At 47.3% G+C, this 18,419-nt stretch carries 12 protein-coding genes; 11 read left to right on the top strand and 1 reads right to left on the bottom strand.

The features are described from left to right. Positions 1-227: 227 nt before the first annotated feature. The 11 genes from IC229_RS11115 to IC229_RS11070 all read left to right on the top strand — a co-directional run bounded on the left by IC229_RS11115 (position 228) and on the right by IC229_RS11070 (position 15,412). The gene (locus tag IC229_RS11115) at positions 228-566 is read left to right on the top strand and encodes a PadR family transcriptional regulator (RefSeq protein ID WP_190887036.1); all 339 of its coding nucleotides are present in this window, start codon (positions 228-230) and stop codon (positions 564-566) included. Continuing rightward, entirely contained in the window at positions 563-3,217 is a 2,655-nt protein-coding gene (locus IC229_RS11110; protein WP_223833956.1) for an ABC transporter permease, read from the top strand. The genes IC229_RS11115 and IC229_RS11110 overlap by 4 nt, the downstream gene beginning before the upstream one ends. A gap of 59 nt (positions 3,218-3,276) precedes the next feature. Beyond that, positions 3,277-5,883, top strand: coding sequence for an ABC transporter permease (locus tag IC229_RS11105; RefSeq protein WP_223833955.1), 2,607 nt, complete (start codon positions 3,277-3,279; stop codon positions 5,881-5,883). Positions 5,884-5,886: 3 nt separating this feature from the next. Continuing rightward, positions 5,887-8,535, top strand: a complete 2,649-nt coding sequence (locus IC229_RS11100) for an ABC transporter permease (protein ID WP_190887035.1) — start codon at positions 5,887-5,889, stop codon at positions 8,533-8,535. A 66-nt stretch (positions 8,536-8,601) separates the two neighbouring features. After that, positions 8,602-11,316: an ABC transporter permease gene (locus IC229_RS11095; protein WP_190887034.1), complete on the top strand. Its 2,715-nt coding sequence runs from the start codon at positions 8,602-8,604 to the stop codon at positions 11,314-11,316. A gap of 668 nt (positions 11,317-11,984) precedes the next feature. Beyond that, positions 11,985-12,476 carry a cupin domain-containing protein gene (locus IC229_RS11090; protein WP_190887033.1) on the top strand — a complete coding sequence of 164 codons (492 nt, stop codon included), beginning with the start codon at positions 11,985-11,987 and terminating at the stop codon, positions 12,474-12,476. Between the two features lie 377 nt (positions 12,477-12,853). Next, positions 12,854-13,213 carry a glyoxalase superfamily protein gene (locus IC229_RS11085; RefSeq protein ID WP_190887032.1) on the top strand — a complete coding sequence of 120 codons (360 nt, stop codon included), beginning with the start codon at positions 12,854-12,856 and terminating at the stop codon, positions 13,211-13,213. 6 nt (positions 13,214-13,219) lie between these two features. After that, positions 13,220-13,342 carry a hypothetical protein gene (locus IC229_RS35710; protein WP_262893387.1) on the top strand — a complete coding sequence of 41 codons (123 nt, stop codon included), beginning with the start codon at positions 13,220-13,222 and terminating at the stop codon, positions 13,340-13,342. 199 nt (positions 13,343-13,541) lie between these two features. Then, on the top strand, positions 13,542-14,180 hold the full coding sequence (locus IC229_RS11080) for an ankyrin repeat domain-containing protein (protein ID WP_190887031.1): 639 nt from the start codon (positions 13,542-13,544) through the stop codon (positions 14,178-14,180). 126 nt (positions 14,181-14,306) lie between these two features. Beyond that, positions 14,307-15,032 (top strand): hypothetical protein, encoded by a 726-nt coding sequence (locus tag IC229_RS11075; protein WP_190887030.1) that lies wholly within the window; start codon positions 14,307-14,309, stop codon positions 15,030-15,032. A gap of 5 nt (positions 15,033-15,037) precedes the next feature. Continuing rightward, entirely contained in the window at positions 15,038-15,412 is a 375-nt protein-coding gene (locus IC229_RS11070; RefSeq protein ID WP_190887029.1) for a bleomycin resistance protein, read from the top strand. 176 nt (positions 15,413-15,588) lie between these two features. Here IC229_RS11070 and IC229_RS11065 read toward each other — a convergent pair whose 3' ends face one another. Beyond that, positions 15,589-18,414, bottom strand: coding sequence for an ATP-binding protein (locus IC229_RS11065; protein ID WP_190887028.1), 2,826 nt, complete (start codon positions 18,412-18,414; stop codon positions 15,589-15,591). Between the last annotated feature and the right edge of the window lie 5 nt (positions 18,415-18,419).

Here is an 18,419-nt window from a genome sequence, read left to right as displayed (position 1 = left end):
GCGACTCACATAGATAGAACACGTAGCGCCAGCGTTTGTTTGAAGAGGTCGAAAATTTTTTCAAAAATCTCGACAAAAGTTGTCCTGCCACGGACAACTTTTGTCCATTTACGGACATACAAATCATCACTACTACGTAGCAAAATGGCCTTTCCAGTCGTTTTATAGGAGTTCTGAAATCTGGCAATAGATTTGTACGATAAAATATAGACTAATGACCTAAGCTTATGCGTCGGACGTATTTGGGTGAATTTGAAGAGGTTGTTTTACTGATGGTCGCCATTCTGGATGGCGAAGGCTATGGCGTTACGGTCAGCCAGGCGCTGGAAGAGCACACAGGACGTATCGTTACGTTCGGAACCGTCCATAACACGCTCATTCGGCTGGAAGAGAAAGGATTTGTTCGATCTGAATTGGGTGGAGCAACGACCGAACGGGGTGGCCGCCGAAAACGACTGTTTCGTGTGACGGCACTGGGAAGTCGGGCCTTGCAGGAAATCCAGCAACTACGCCAGGACCTCTGGCAATTGCTACCGCCTAATACCCTTCGATTGGGTGGTGTATGAAATCAGGCATTCGTCCACCTCGCTGGGCCCGTTGGTTCTTGACTCAATTTCACCCCGACGATACGTTGGAGGAAGTGGAAGGGGATCTGGACGAGCTGTACACGTATTGGTACGAGCGAACAGGCCCCACCCAGGCCACGCTACGTTATTTGCTCAACGTAGCATCGGTGCTACCGCCCTTTGTGCGGAGCAGGAAAACAAATAATCAACAATACGAACCCTCAACTTTTAGCCCTTTTATGATCCGGAATTATTTTAAAATCGCTTTTAGAAACCTGCTGCTCAATAAAGCGTATTCGGCCATTAATATTGCTGGGCTGGCTATCGGTATGGTTGGCTGTCTGGCAATCGGTCTGTTTGTTTGGGATGAGTGGAAGTTCGACAAATCGATTCCTGACAGCGAGAAGATTTACCGCATTTATACCGAACGTACCAAAGACAATACAACTACGAAGGCAGCGGTAGTTGCTCCGGCTTACGCTACGTTCCTGCAGCAACAATATCCTGAAGTCGATACAACTACCCGGATATTGATGTCTCCCGACCGATTTCTGATGGAACTGGGCAACCAAAAAAACTATGAAGACAAAGGCTGGTTTGTAGAATCGTCGTTTCTTCAGGTGTTCGCGCTGCCCCTGGAAAGTGGGACGGCCGCTGGTATTCTTGATATTCCAAGAACAATTCTTCTTACCAGCGAACTAGCAAAAAAGTATTTCGGCAAGGAGAACCCCGTTGGTAAAACCATTAAAATCAATACGTTTGATTACACCGTAAAAGGTGTACTGGCGCCTTTACCAGATCATTTTCATCTGAATTTTCAGTACCTGATGTCATTCTCCAGCGTGGGTATACCACCGAGTCGAATGGAGAGGTGGACCTGGAACCAGTTTTATACGTATGTGAAAGTAAAACCGGGAACCAATATTGAGCAATTGCAGAACAAGTTACAGACGCATGTAAAAGCCAATATCATCAAACCCGGCGATGCGGTCATGCTGCCTTTTTTCCAGCGGCTCCATGATATCCATCTTGGTTCGGCTGATTTTACATTCGACAATGCCATCCGTGGCAATGAAAGCTATGTCAATGCATTGATGATCGTTGCGCTGTTTGTGCTGGTCATTGCCTGTTTCAATTTTATCAACCTGGCTACAGCCGTCTCGTTCAGGAGAGCCCGAGAAATTGGTGTACGAAAAGTAATTGGCGCAGAACGTCGGCAACTTGTTTTCCAATTTCTGGGCGAAACGATATTGGTATCACTGATCGCTATGGTTATTGCGGTGATCGCCTTGTTTATCGTCGTTCCGGCCTTGAATAGGTTCACCGACAAAGCAATAGTTTTTAACCCATTCACCAATTCGCAGTTGGGCTTGTTGCTGCTCGGGGCAACGCTGTTGGTGGGCATATTAGCGGGTAGCTATCCAGCCATTATTGTATCCGGTTTTCAGCCGGTGAAGGTGTTGAAAAACATACAGTTCTCCCGTAATGGCACACCCTGGCTCCGCCAGGCACTGGTCGTTGTACAGTTCACACTTTCTTCACTGCTTATTATTTCGACCCTTGTTGTGTTCCGGCAAACCCGGTATATGAACAATAAGGATCTGGGGTTCAGCAAGGAACAACTCATTTATTTCCAAGCGCAGGGTGATGTAGCTGGGAAAGGATTGGAAGCCTTTAAAAACGAACTCAGACGTTCCCCCAATGTGATTGCGGTTACATCAGGTTATGGACTTCCGGGCGACCAGTTTGCTGGCGATGGCGTTACGCTTCCGGGCAAGAATGCAGGAAAAGATTATTCGGTAAACATGTTTGTCGGCGACCATGACTACCTGAAAACAGTTGGCCTTCAACTCATTGCAGGCAGAGACTTTTCTAAAGATATGTCGACAGATGTGCGGGAAGCCTTTATCATCAACGAAACGGCGGTGAAGGAGTTTGGCTTTAGCTCTCCCGCGAAAGCGTTGGGTCAGCGAATAAACTGGAATGAATGGACGCCAGCCGACACTACTGACCCGATTAAAAAGGGGAAAATAATAGGGGTGATTAAGGATTTTCACTACAAAAGCCTTCATGAGAAAGTCACAGCAGCTGTGATTCACATGGTGCCACAGGAACTGTTTAAAGTGGCTATCAAGGTAAGAGAGGCCGATATGCCGAAAACGATAGCCTATATCAATACAGTTTGGAACAAATTCTCACCTAATTTCCCCCTGGATTATAAGTTCATGGACGAAACCTACGGAAAAATGTACAGCACCGAAGAAAAGCTGAGCGATTTGCTCTGGCTATTTGCGGTCCTGGCCATCATTGTGGGCTGCATGGGATTGTTTGGGCTTGCCGCATTCAGTGTGGAGCAACGGATCAAAGAAATAGGTATCCGAAAAGTACTGGGAGCCAGCACTCTTACGATCGTGGGGCTGCTTTCGCGGAATTTTATCATGCTGGTTTTCATCGCTTCCGTTATCGCTATACCCGTAGCCTGGTGGACAATGAATAGTTGGCTGAACGATTTCCCATACCGGATTTCACTGGATTGGTGGGTATTCGCCCTAGCTACCCTTTTGGCAGTAGGAATTGCGCTACTAACCGTCAGTTTCCAAAGTATGAAAGCTGCGTTGATGAACCCGATCAAAAGTTTACGTAGTGAATAGCGAGGAACCCTATAGAGACAAGGCATGCCTTGTCTCTACCAATGCCCAACCCGAACCCTATGCAACAAACCCCACCTCGCTGGGCCCATTGGCTCTTAACGCAGCTCCATCCCGACAATACGTTGGAGGAGGTGGAAGGCGATCTGGACGAACTGTATACGTACTGGTATCGGCGGGCGGGCCCAACACAAGCCGCGCTACGTTACCTGCTCAACGTAGTATCGGTGTTACCGCCGTTCGTACTACGTCGCAGCAACAATAAACAACAATACGAACAACCAACAAATATGGCTATGCTGTCCAATTACCTGAAAATTGCCTGGCGAAACATTGTTCTCAACAAAGCTTTTTCGACCATCAATATCTTGGGTCTGGCCCTTGGAATGGCTTGTAGTCTGCTGATTTTCCTGTGGATACAGGATGAGTTGCGTGTGGATAACTACCATGCCAACGGTCCGCAGCTATACAATGTGCTGGAGCGGCAATTTTACGACGGTAAAATCAGAACGGGCAAAGGTACGCCTGGCCTCTTACCCGATGAATTGAAGAAGCTATTTCCCGAAATCGTGTATGCCGCAGGTTTTACTGGCTCAGACGCCCAACTCACTTTTGCTGTGGGTGATAAAGCGGTCAAAGAAACCGGTCGCTGGGCGGGAGCCGATTGGTTTAACATGTACAGTATTCCGTTGTTGGCCGGAACCGCAGAAACGGCCCTGAACGCACCTAACAATCTGGCCATTTCTCGTAAAGTGGCTGCTACGTATTTTGATACGCCCCAGCAAGCCATCGGTAAATCGATTCGGATTGACAACAACAGGGATTATCAGGTAACAGCCGTTTTCGAAGATTTACCAGATCATGCATCAACGAAATACGATTTTCTGCTCAACTGGCAGGACTGTCTGGAGCGGAATTCCTGGATGAAAGAATGGGGAAATAACGGGCCTCGTACGCGTATTATGCTCCGACCCGACGCCAACGTAGCGAATCTGGAAGCTAAAATGCGATTCCTGATGCGAAAGCTTGATAAGAAACTGAATCCTAAGCAGTTCGATATTCAACTGTTTCTGCAACCGTATCAGGAAGCTTACCTGTATTCCAACTTCGAGAACGGACAGCAATCAGGCGGACGTATCGAATATGTGCGGCTGTTCGGTATCGTGGCGGTATTTCTGTTACTGATTGCCTGCATCAACTTCATGAATTTAGCCACCGCCCGTTCAGCTCGGCGGGCGCGGGAAGTGGGCGTTCGAAAAGTGATAGGTGCCAGGCGTGGGCTGCTTATCGGGCAGTTTGTGGGCGAAGCATTGCTGCTAACAGTGCTGGCGCTCGGGATTGCACTGGCGCTGGTTTTCCTGCTACTTCCCGCCTTTAACTTGCTGACTGGCAAGCACGTTAGCCTCAACCTGACGGACAACACATTCTGGCTTATTTTACTGGGTATGACATTTCTCACAGGCATTGTAGCAGGCAGTTATCCGGCCCTGTTCCTATCGTCGCTCAATCCGGTGCGGGTGCTGAAGGGCTCGCTTAAATTTGGGTCAGGTGCCAGGTTGTTCCGGCAGGGGCTGGTGGTGTTCCAGTTCGGGCTATCCATGCTGCTCATTGTGGGGACGATTGTGGTCTATAGACAGGTAAACTATATACAGACCAAAAACCTTGGATTTGACCGCGAAAACCTGATTTACGTACCCGCCGATGGCGAATTAGGTACGAAGTATGAAACTTTTAAGGCCGAACTTCAGCAAATGCCGGGCATTCAGGCCGTGTCGTATATGGGCGAGTTACCGATCAACTTAGGTAGTAGCACCGGAGGGGTGACGTGGACCGGTAAAGACCCGAATGTAAACATCCAGTTTACGCAAACCAGCGTTGGCTACGATTTTGTCAAAACGCTGAAGGTAAAGGTAAAAGGCCGCGATTTCTCAAAAGATTTCAGTACGGATACAACCAACTACCTCATCAACGAAGCCGCCCTGCAACGCATTGGCTACAAAGATCCTATTGGGCAACCGCTCACCATGTGGCAACGGCCCGGTAAGATTGTCGGCGTAATTGAGGATTTTCATTTTCAGTCATTGCATGACCCCATTCAGCCGCTAATTCTTCGTCTGGCTCCAAATGCGACACAAACGAATATTCTGGTACGTACTCAGTCTGGTCAAACCAGTCAGGCGATGGCCAGTCTGGAGTCACTGGCGAAGCGCATGAACCCGAAATTCCCGTTCTCCTATCAATTTGCGGATGCCGAGTACGAGAATTTATACAAGAGCGAATCTATGGTGGGAGAGCTGGCGAATTACTTTGCGTTTCTGGCCATTTTCATTTCCTGCCTGGGGCTATTCGGATTAGCAGCGTTTACGGCCGAACAACGTACCAAAGAAATTGGCGTCCGGAAGGTGCTGGGAGCCAGCGTGAGTAATATTGTTGGACTTCTCTCGCAGGATTTTCTCAAGCTGGTGCTCATTGCCATTGTCATTTCATCGCCCATGGCCTGGTACGTAATGAATCGCTGGTTACAGAATTTCAGCTACAAAATCGGTATTGAGTGGTGGGTCTTTGCCATAGCGGGCTTACTAGCTATTGGCATCGCCTTACTGACGGTGAGTTTCCAGAGTATCAAAGCCGCTTTGATGAACCCGGTCAAGTCTTTACGTAGCGAATAAGCGATGAACGTATCCAATGGCCCACCCCGATTTGCACACTGGCTGCTGACCCGGCTCCACCCCAACGATACGTTGGAGGAGGTGGAGGGTGATCTGGACGAACTGTATACGTACTGGCATGAGCGGGCAGGCCGAACGCAGGCGACGCTACGTTACCTGCTCAACGTAGTATCGGTGCTGCCGCCCTTTGTAAGGCGACGAAAACGAGAACTTTACCATCAAAACGCATCCAGTCTACATCCTATAATGATTCGAAATTATTTAAAAATCGCCTGGCGAAATCTCGCAAAAAACAAGGTGTATTCTGCCATCAACATTGGTGGGTTAGCTGTCGGCATGGCCGTGGCGATGTTAATTGGATTATGGATCTACGACGAACTGACGTTCAATCAGTATCACCAAAACTATAGCCGCGTTGCCCAGGTAATGCGTCATGAGTGGTTCGACGGCAGAAAAGAAACGGGCGGACAGTCGAGCCCTATTCCTCTTGGAACGGAGCTTCAAACTGCTTTTGGTGATGAGTTTTCGTACGTCGTACTGTCAACAAAACCAGTGAATTACATTATTGCCAGTGGCGACGCAAAGTTCAATCAGTCGGGGCGATTCATGGAGGCCGGTGCTCCTGAACTACTTACACTGAGAATGGTACAGGGAAGTCGAGCTGGGCTTCACGAGCTGAATACGATTTTACTCACGGAAACGCTTGCTAAAAAACTCTTTGGCGACGAAAATCCGATAAACAGGATTGTTACCATCGATACGCAGGTGAACGTAAAAGTAACTGGCGTATATGAAGATTTGCCCACCAATTCTGAATTTCGGGGAACCTCCTATATTGCTCCGTTTGACTTGTATGGCTCGCTGAATACATGGGTGAAAGACGCCAGAGATAACTGGGGCGACAAATCATTCCCGATCTATGTCCAGATCGCACCTAACAAGACATTCGAACAGGTATCGGCCCGTATAAAAGGAGTTATGCTTCCTCATTTGAAGGCAGAGAACGCGGCTTCCAAACCCGAAGTATTTCTGCATCCGATGTCGAATTGGCACCTGTTTTCAGCCTTTGAAAATGGGGCAAACGTAACGAGCGAGCCCATGAAATACGTCTTATTTTATGGCGTAATTGGTCTATTTGTCCTGTTGTTAGCCTGCATCAATTTTACAAATCTATCGACCGCCCGCTCCGAAAAACGAGCTAAAGAAGTAGGAATCCGCAAGGCGATTGGTTCGGTACGTGCCCAATTAACAAGTCAGTTTTTAAGTGAGTCTGTACTGGTATCCATGGTTGCCTTTGGCCTTTGTCTGGTTCTGGTTCAGCTCGCATTACCCTGGTTTAATCGAGTGGCTGACAAACAGATCGTGATTTTGTGGGTCAATCCCATTTTCTGGCTGGCCTGCATTACGTTTACTCTGTTTACCGCCTTATTAGCAGGGAGTTATCCGGCTTTTTACCTGTCGTCACTCCAGCCAGTTAAAACGCTTAAAGGATTATACAGTTCGGGCTCTCCGTCGGGATGGCACTCGGCGATTGCTTCCCGCAAAATATTGGTAGTATTTCAGTTTACCATCTCGATTGCCCTGATTATTGGTACCGCCAGCGTGTACCAGCAGATTCAACTGGCTAAAAATCGACCGGTTGGTTACGATAGAAAAGGCTTGTTGAGTTTTCCTAAAAACGGGTTTCTGGGAAAGGAAAACGTGCTTCGCGACGAGTTGCTACGTACCGGTGTCGCGGCCGAGGTAGCGGAATCCGCGTACCCACTTACCAACGAAGGATCAAACAATACGGGCTTTGACTGGCGGGGAAAAACACCCACGATGAGCGATGATTTTGGTACAATCCGGATTTCTGCTGAATACGGGAAAGCAGTGGGTTGGCAATTTATAGCCGGGCGGGATTTCTCCAGAAGATTCCGAAGCGATTCATCGGGGCTGATCATTAACGAATCGGCGATGAAGGTAATGGGAATTCAACATGCAGTTGGCGAACAAGTCCGTTCCGAACACTGGCAAAAAGGCACTTTCACCATTCTTGGCGTTGTGAAAGATATGGTAATGGCCTCCCCGTTTGAGCGGGTTCGTCCTACCATTTTCTCGATTCAGGGGACAAAGCGATGGATGTTGGTCAAAATTAATCCTCAAGTCAGTCTTCATACGGCTTTACCAAAACTGGAAGCAACCTTTAAAGCTGTAGTACCCGACGTACCGTTCGACTACAAATTTGCCGACGAAGAATACGCGCTCAAGTTTACAGCTGAAGAACGTATTGGTAAGCTGGCTTCTTTTTTCGCCAGTCTGGCCATATTCATTTCGTGTCTGGGCTTGTTTGGCCTGGCCTCGTTCATGGCCGAACGACGTACCAAAGAAATCGGTGTTCGCAAAGTACTCGGCGCATCGGCTCTGACAATCTGGCGGTTGCTCTCTCAGGAGTTTGTTTTGTTAGTGCTTATCGCCTTCGCCATTGCAACGCCTACCGCTTATTATTTCCTGTCGAACTGGCTACAGAAATACGAATATCATACGAACGTATCGTGGTGGATTTTTGCCATGTCTGGTATGGGAACATTGATCATTACGTTACTGACAGTCAGCTACCAAAGCATCAAAGCCGCCCTGGTAAATCCGGTGAAATCACTACGTAGTGAATAGCTTAGTGCAGAGGGTTAGGGGCATTGGGTAAACCCGCCCCCCCCTCCTGCTCTTACTCCCTGCCCTATGCAACCCACCCCGCCCCGTTTTGCCCGCTGGCTGCTGGCCCAATTCCATCCCGACGATACATTGGAGGAGGTGGAAGGCGATTTAGACGAACTGTATACGTACTGGTATGAGCGGGCAGGGCCAACTCAGGCCACGCTACGTTACCTGCTCGACGTAGTATCGGTGATGCCGCCTTTTGTGCGACGGCGGCAACGTAGTGAAGATTATTATCAATCGAAGTGTCGAACCTCAGCCCTACATCCTGTTATGCTACGTAATTATCTCAAAATCAGCCTCCGAACCCTTAGCCGGAACAAACTCTACACTGCCCTTAACGTAGCGGGTCTTACGTTCGGCATTTCCTGTTTTTTGCTCATTGGACTTTATCTGTTCGATGAACTCACCTTCGATCAGCAACACCGGAATGCCAGCCGCATGTACCGGGTTATCGAGCATAAAAACGTAAAAGGCGAGGGCACAACTGTTGCGGCAGGAAGCTATAAACTGGCCGAGGAATCAAAGAAAAACATTGCTGAAGTCGAAAAAACAGCCCGCATTCGACGAACCGGACGAGCCAATCTGATCAATCCCGAAAATCCGGTAAATTTTCAGGAAACCGTTACGATTGCCGATGAAAATCTCCTGCAACTGTTTGATTTCCCTTTGCTGGAAGGCGATAAAAATACGGCTTTAAAAGAGCCAAACTCGATCATTCTCAATGAAGATCTGGCGATGCGTCTATTTGACAAAACGCAGGTGATGGGCAAAACGCTCAAGTTTGGCTTTATGGATTCCCCATTGAAAGTAACTGGTATTTTAAAAAATCACCCGCGCAATTCAAGTTTCGATTTCAATTCGGTCATTTCGGATGCTTCCTTTTACAATGCTGATTATTACAAGCAAACGATGGCAAGCGACTGGTCGTCTTCGTCCTTTTCAGTCTTTGTTCTCTTAAAACCCAATACAAATTCGGAATCTGTTTCGGCCAAGATGACGAATCTAATTCTCGCCAATTACAAACCAGAAATAGGCACCAGCCTGTCGTATAGCCTACAGCCATTGAAAGATATTCACCTGCGTTCGGAAGGCATCCTGGATGGGGCACGAAATTCCAACGTAGAGGCTATCCCTCAGGGTAATCTACTCTACATCAATATCTTCTCGTTTATTGCTCTGTTTGTTTTATGCATTGCCGGTATCAATTACATGAATTTATCGACCGCCAGAGCTTCTAATCGGTTAAAGGAAATTGGCGTCCGAAAGTCGATTGGTGCCGAACGTAGCAATCTGGTGAAACAGTTTTTGTTTGAAGCGCTACTGGTTACCAGTTTTTCGTTTGCGTTGTCGTTACTGGTTGTCAATGTACTGCTGCCTTCTTTCAATCAGTTCACCAACAAGCAGCTTTCGCTGGGTTTTGGAACCAACTATCGAATCTGGGGTATGGCCATTGCCGCCACTGCAATTATCGGTTTATTATCAGGAAGTTACCCAGCATTTCTTCTGTCAGGTTTTAAGCCGGTTTTGTTGCTGAAAGGGCTAAAAATAAAGCATAGTGGTAGCCTGAGTTTGCGAAAAGGGCTAGTTGTTTTCCAGTTCACCTTATCGACGGTCCTCATTGTCGGTACCATCGTCCTTTTTCAGCAGGTTCGTTTTATGAATACGACCAATCTTGGCTTCAATAAAGATTTGATGGTAGTCATCGATGTCAACACCCGTGCCGCCCGCGACCGGTTTGAAACCATCAAAACAGAAATGGAGAAAATTCCGTCAGTAAAAAACGTATCTGCTACGTCTCGTGTACCCGGCGAATGGAAAACGATTCGGATGGTTAAAATCAATCCGCAAGGTCATACGGATAATACGAACGTATCATACCTGTTTGGAGCTGATAAAGACTTTACCAAAACGTATGACGTCAAACTGCTGAAGGGACGAAACTTTGCCAATCCAGCCGATTCATCAACCGTACTTCTGAACGAAACGGCGGCTAAATTGCTGAACATCAACGAGCCTTCGGACCAACCGGTGGAGATTCCGCTCGTGTCGGAACGAGGGGGCGGATTTGAACCTGTTAACAAAGACAATACGCCCTTCAAAGCGCGGGTGATCGGGATTGTGAAAGACTTTCATTTTCAGTCGCTACATGACCGGATTGAGCCACTCATACTGGCTCATATTAATAACCCAATCCATCATATCGATTATTACACGGCGCGTATCGACGCCAATAACATTCCCGAAACGCTGGAAAAACTGAAGACCGTTATGGTAAACGCCGATCAGGATGATCCGTTTGAATATCATTTTCTGGATCAGCAACTAGCGCGGTTTTACCTGGAAGATGCCCGTCGGCAAACCCTGCTGATCTGGGTGGCGCTGGCTACCATTTTCATCGCCTGTCTGGGTCTTTTCGGCCTGGCAACTTACTCGGCCGAACAACGTATCAAGGAAATTGGCGTACGGAAAGTACTGGGAGCCAGCGTAGTAAATCTCGCTACGTTGCTTTCCAAAGACTTCCTGAAACTGGTGCTGATTGCCAACGGCATCGCCTTTCCAATCGCCTGGTGGGCCACCGACAACTGGCTACAGGAATATGCCTACCACATCGAAATCAAATGGTGGATGTTTGCGGTCGCAGGCGTGTTGGCCATCACTATTGCTTTACTGACGGTTAGTTATCAGGCCCTCAAAGCCGCTTCGATGAACCCGCTGAAATCCTTACAAACGGAATAAGGAAAACCAGGCAATATCGCTACGTCGTTTTTTGCAACAATCTACCTGACCACCGCCAAAAATCCTCAGTCTTTAGCGAACCGCCGGGAACGCCCGATGAGCAATGGAAGACGATACGTACCGAAAAGGGAAGTCAACTACAGTCACTTACTACGTTATCCGGCAACTCGAAATTTATTCTTGATCCGCAAAGCGGTCACATGATTCATTATGATAATCCGGAAATTGTGGCGAAAGCAATCGAAATGGTCATGAATGCCATTAATACCAAAGCCAATCTGTAACGCTCGACTAGCGAAACGGCTTAATTACGAACCTGTTTAAACTTTTGTTGAGAAGCTTTTTTTGTCATGCTGAGGAACGAAGCATCTTAAAACTCCCTAACTAGATCGTCAGGAAACATTAAGATGCTTCGTTCCTCAGCATGACAGAAACACTCATTTTGGGATTAATTCCAAAAGTTCGATCAGGCTCTACATCAACCATCGGTGGCAGCAATACGTTGGCCTGGCTTTTATAATTTATTCTCGCGTCAGTTCAGGGGCAGCTTTTTCCGTTTCATCGACATACACGTTCCTCGCCCGACCGGTAGCGGCCTACTTTTGTTACGTCGCAACAGACTTAGGAAAACGCTGTTGGCGCGCTTCTCTTTTAACCAACAAATACGCATGACTGAACAACAAATTATGTCGCCCGTCACCAGGCAGGCCAACACATTACAAAACACTTTTTGGTACGGCTGCGCTCTGGTAAACGTATTAGTCGATGGTGAGCAGACCGACGGTCGCTATGCCCAGCTCGAAATGACGCTTCAGCCCGGTATCGAACCACCGACCCATACCCATACTCGCGAAGACGAGACGTATTACGTGCTCGATGGTTCCATCCAGTTCAATATCGGCAATCATGAGTTTACGGCTAAACCCGGCGACTACGTACTGATGCCCAAAAACATTCCACATGGTTTCAACGTGTTGACAGCTACGGCAAAAGTAGTACTAACAATTGCACCCGCTGGTTTCGAGCAATTTTTCATTCACCCAAGCCTGGCAAAACCAGCCTATATGATGATGTTGCCGCCAGCACCGCAAGGGCCACCTTCACCAGAACGTATTACGGCGCTCAAAACGATAGGTGAAGAGTTTGGTGTATATATCTAAAGGTGGCATTTCTCGACCAGTGAAACCCTTACAGTTCCGATTCTAAATTTTCGGAACTGTAAGGGTTTCTGATTTAACGTAACAGTAAAATCAGATACGTGAATCTGACGTAGTGGGGTTAAGTAGGTCGGTGAAAATATATTAGAATATTTTTTGTCATGCTGACGCAGGAAGCATCTTACTGTTTCCAGCATTAAGCTGTTTCCTGCGTCAGCATGACAAAAAAATCTGACACAAAATACGCTAAACTAGTAGTACTTGGGTACTTAGTACGTAGTAGGGATTGTTTACCGTGCGTGCTACGTACCTTTTTCCCAGAACGTAAAAAGGTTATGTACTTAGCCGTTTAGTATTGGGCGTACTAAACGGCATAAGCTATGAAACTGGAAAAAACGACGCCTGTTCTCTACGTATCAGATATAAGCCGCAGCCTTTCTTACTACACCCACATTCTGGGCTTTGACGAAAAATGGGAGTGGGAGTCTCCACCTACTTTTGGTGGCGTGGAGAAAGATGGAGTTGAAATTTTCTTCAGTTCAGACGGGCATTCCAGATCATGGGTTTGCCTGATTGTCGATGATGTTGATGCCTATTATAAAACCATTGTGTCTAAAGGCGCAATTATCATAGCACCGCCACAGAGCCAATCCTGGAATATTCGGGAAATGTACGTCAAAGATCCCGATGGCAATCTTCTTAGTTTCGGCCATCGTCTTGATTGCGAACCAAATGAATGAGCTACGATGGCCAGGATAGCGCAGAAAATCAGTCAAATGGCGAATCTCAATTTGATCATTGACGAACAGATTTATCCCGTTGAAGATCGGCACGTAGCGAATACGTTTCGCAAAACAGTCTGGATGTAGTTGGTATCAAAGGAACGTATCGCTGAAATCCAGCTTCTCAAAAATCCGGCGATTTACATACGGATTTGAGCTTTGCCGGATGGCGTCTACAGACTGGCTGATATAAAAATTTACAACGTAAAAAGGTTACGTTTTATAGGACGTAGTATTGCTTCTACTAATGGCAAGCTCGCTGCTTGACAGTAAACAACAACTAATCATGACGTTACGTAATCTTATCGCTAACAAGGAGTTGGGCGCTATCCAGCAAGCGCTCGAGCAAAACCCGGAACTCGCCAACGAAGGGATTCCTTATGATGACCAAAATACCGCAAACGCGCACCCACTGCACCGAATCTGCGATGGCGTGATGAGCGGTACGTATTCGGATGAGGAAGCCGTAGAGATGGCCAAAATCTTCCTGAAATATGGTGCTAACGTCAATGGGGATGAGCAGGTTGACAATAGAGACACGCCACTGGTTGCAGCAGCCAGCCTACATGCGGAGAAAGTAGGCATTTTGTACATCGAAAAAGGTGCTGCGATCAATCATCCGGGCTGTTACGGCGGAATACCTTTGCACTGGGCAGCGTGGACGGGGCGGGATAAACTCGTGCAGCGACTGATTGAAGCGGGCGCTGAAATCAACAGACGTTGTATTGAGTTTGACAGCACACCGCTGCTTTGGGCCGTTCATGGTTTTAAGTTTGGTGGTCCCGAAAACCGGCATAATCAAATCGAATGTGTTCGATTGTTGCTGGCGGCCGGTGCCGATAAAAATACACCTAACAAAGAAGGCACATTACCGATTAGGTTTCTGAATGAACAGGATGTAGAATTACGTCAATTATTGAGTTGAAAGACGGTTCGCCCAATGAATAAGCATCTGGTTCGAATTGCTGGTATCATTCTATTAGCTGCGTTATTCATCTTTTTGCCTTGCTTTCCTGGTGAATACGACGGTTTTTCCGTGAGCCTTTCCGTCATGACTCAGCTAGCCTCAATAGTCGGCTTGCTATTCATTCCGGTTGGGCTGTTTTGGGGGATTTCCCAACGTATTAATCGCCGAAAGCAACCGCACGAAATCAAAACCTATGCGTTCATTGCGCTGGTTATTTCGTGTTTTGTTACGCTGGGAGCGGCTACCGGTGCTTTTATCAGTGGCAGCCTTTCGCTGGGTATTATCCTGTTCGTTGCGTTCGGGTATTCTGCACGAAAAGCAATCGCCCGAATTCAGCAGCTGGATGGTAACACTACGTTCCGTTACGTACCACTTTATCTGGTCTTTATACCCGTTATACTGTTTTTAGTCCGCTTTAGTTTACTGAAACCAGCCACCGATTTCAGTAGAAATTACATCATCAGCCAAAGTAAAAAACTCATTGACGATATCGAAGGGTTCCGCATCAGAACAGGGCATTATCCGACCTCGCTGATTTCTGTCTGGGAGGATTATAAGCCTGGCATACGTAGCGTAAAACGGTACTATTATGAACCATATGGCCAGGCTTATAATTTGTATTTCGAACAGTTTTCGAGCGAATTGACTGTAAAAGAAATCGTTATGTACAACCCGCTCGATGCTCAGGAAATGACAAGCCATAACCAGGATTTACTCATATTATCATCCGCCGACCTAACTATGCAGAGAGGTTATTTCAGAACGTATAAACTGCAACAGCCCCATTGGAAATCGTTCTGGTTTGATTAAAGTCAATGAAACTGATACCGTTGTTCAAATGCCGGGATATGCCCGAAGCCGTTACGTTCTACACACGCATTCTTGACTTTTCGGTCAAATACCCACAAGCGACGGCCAACGATTGGGTGATCGATTTAGTCAACGGAGTGGCCGAACTACAACTGACTGTGCTGGAAAGCGATACGTTATTTGGCAGCGTAGCGAACATTCGCGTGCTGGATGTCGATGCGTTATTTCAGTACTACGTTGCGCGCGGACTCGATACGTCGAGTAAAGAAAATTCGCCAGTTCATCAGGGACCAATCGATCAGAGTTGGGGAACACGCGAGTTCTACGTAACGGATTCCGATGGTAATACGTTACGTTTTTGCCAGCCGATCACTACGTAATGTAAATAATAGGTAGTTACTTTTTGTCATCCTGACGAAGGATGGATCTTAAGGTTTCTTTGCCCTCGAATAAGGAAACTTCAAGATCCATCCTTCGTCAGGATGACAAAAATTTCTATAATACCTTATTGATCAACCATATATTCTTTAAAATATCCATAATTCACCTTACGTAGTCAAACTTCGCTGGGACTCATGCCGAACTCATCGCGGAAGGCTCTGGAAAAGTAGGTGTGACTACTGAAACCTACCTGATGCGCCACTTCGGAGGGGACACCCGCTTTTTTCTGGAGCAGTTCTTTCGCCCGAAATAGTCGTGTTTGACGTAGTAAATCACTGGGCGATTTATCGACCAGCGCCTGTAATTTACGGTGGAGCTGACTGCGGCTCATCGCTACGCTGTCGGCCAGTTTCTCTACGTTGAAATCTTCGTTGGCCAGGTGTTTTTCAATCGTGCACATTACTTTCTGCAGGAAACGATCATCCGTACTTTCGGCGGTTATGTCACTGGGTTTCAATACTATCTGTCCAGCGAATTTCTTACGTAGCAGTCGTCGCTGAGCAATCAGGTTCTCCATACGTATCAGCAGTTCCGATGCGTCGAACGGTTTGGTGAGGTAATCATCGGCGCCGGTTTTCAGCCCTTCGAGCTTGTGTTGGTGGCCCGCTTTGGCCGTTAGCAGAATAACCGGAATGTGGCTGGTACGTTCGTCTTTCTTGAGTTTTTCGGTCAACTGAAACCCATTCATTTCTGGCCCGGCCAGGACTGGCATCATTACGTCGCTGATGATGATGTCGGGAATGGATGAAAGCGCTGATTCCCAGCCTTCTGTGCCTGACTTTTCTTCGAGTACTACGTAGTGTCCGGCAATACTTTCGGCAATAAACTGACGTAAATCGGTATTATCTTCAACAATCAGCGCCACTGGAAGATTTGGTGTTGACGGAATTGTTGGAGCAACCCCGGTACTTTCCTCTTCATCGTACAGGTCGATAGATGCTACGTCCCGATTTGCGTTCAGCGCTACGTCGGCCATGATTTCATCGGGACGAAAAGAGGCTGCGTCTATAGCCAGACTAATTTTAAAACGACTGCCCCGGCCCGGTTCGCTGCTGACGCTGATCTGCCCCCGGTATAAATCCATCAATTCTTTTACCAGCGCCAGACCAATGCCACTCCCAACACTTTCAACGGCTTCGACGCGGTAGAATCGGTCGAAAATCTGCTCCAGTTCTTTCTGGGCAATACCCGGTCCCGAATCTTCAATCGATAGTCGAAACCGCTTTTCATCAATCTCGGCACGTACCGCTACCGTACCGCCTTCGGGTGTGTATTTGAAGGCGTTACTCAGCAAATTCGTGACAATCTTCTCCAGTTTATCCCGGTCCAGGTAGCCTAACATGGTTGTTTCGGGGTAAGTAACGTAGTAGTGTATACGTTTACGTTCGGCCATCGAATCGAACGATCCCGCAATGACTTTTATCAGTTGAATCACATCGCCCCGAACCATCCGAAGCTGCATGGCTCCGCTATCGAGTTTTGACAAATCGAGCAACTGATTGACCAGTTCCAGCAGACGGTCGGTATTACGTCGCATGGTTTTCAATTGCCGGGTTACTACGTCCGTCGGGAACGTAGCGCCCGATTTTGTGGTTACTTCCAGTTTTTTTAACGGCCCCTGAATGAGCGTCAGCGGAGTTCGGAACTCGTGCGAGATATTAGCGAAAAAGCGCGATTTGATGGCGTCGATTTCTTTAATACGTTCGGCTTCGGCGCGGGCCCGTTCATTCAGCCGGATTTTATAAGCCAGGCCAATCAAATAGATAATCATCTGGCCAACCTGCGCCACGGGCCACGGATTAAAGCCCGGATTGATATATCCGTTTTCCCACCAATACCCCATTACCGAAAACACGAGCAGCCACAAAGCACCAGCCACGTAGAATCGGGCCAATATGCTATTGAAGAAGGCTATCCGAATTAATAAGCCTAGTATCAAAATCAATAAAACCGAAAAGCCGATTGGAAATAGCACGCCTTCCCTGTATACCATCATCAGAACTAACTCGGCCACTGATACCACACCCCATATCCAAATAAGCCATTTCAGAAATAAATCGACACGGGTCGACAGTTGGGGCAGATTGATAAAGTATCGACCAAACAGGAGAAAAAAGAAAACGTCACTGGTGGTAAACAGATGAAAAAAGTAAAAAACAAGTTGTGGATGTTCAGGAATGAACGTGTTAATAAATGATAGACTGGGATCGATAATCAGGTAATGAAAGGACAGCAGAAACAGATAAATTCCAAAAAACAAATACGATTTCTCGCGGATAAAAATCAGGAAGAAGAACGAAAGCAAACTCATGATGGCCGCTATGGCACTGAGGCCGTAGCCGAGCTGTACATACGGGTTTGCGGGGATGCCAACAACCGGATTGCGGAGTTCGGGGAGTGGCGAAAGCCCATTGGAAAAATCGTTTCGTAATCGAATTAGAAGCGTTTGCGTTTTAGCCGCTGGTAGTGATAACTGCACTGCCGACAGACCAGCGCCCACTTTGGCGGTTTTTTGGGACCGTGGACGTAACACTCCCCCAACGCCTACTAGTGAGATCTTCCCAATGGAATCAACGGAATAAACATCCATATATTCCCACTGGGCATAGTACCCGTAGATGTTCGGTGATGTTTTGATCAGCAGCCACCAGCCCTGCACTGGAGCCGATGCTTTGATGGGAATACGGAGCCAGTAATTGATTTTTTTAGAAAACGTTTTTTGAGGTCCTGCAAATCGTTGAAACAGTCTGTCGAATTGACTATCAGCCAGTTGATCTACCGTTTTTGTACCCAATGAGTCGATAAACAGCGTCGTGTTGGCTGCCAGATCGTGCACCTGACGATTGGTATCGACAACATAAACGGCTCCCTCCTTAACCTGAGCGTAGGTTAAGGAGGGCAGCAGACCGACGAGAAGCATGAGAATTTTCAGCCCGTTCATACCCA

The sequence above is a fragment of the Spirosoma profusum genome, from assembly GCF_014699005.1.
Lineage (GTDB): Bacteria > Bacteroidota > Bacteroidia > Cytophagales > Spirosomataceae > Spirosoma > Spirosoma profusum.
This window is presented reverse-complemented; position numbering and strand designations above follow the sequence as displayed.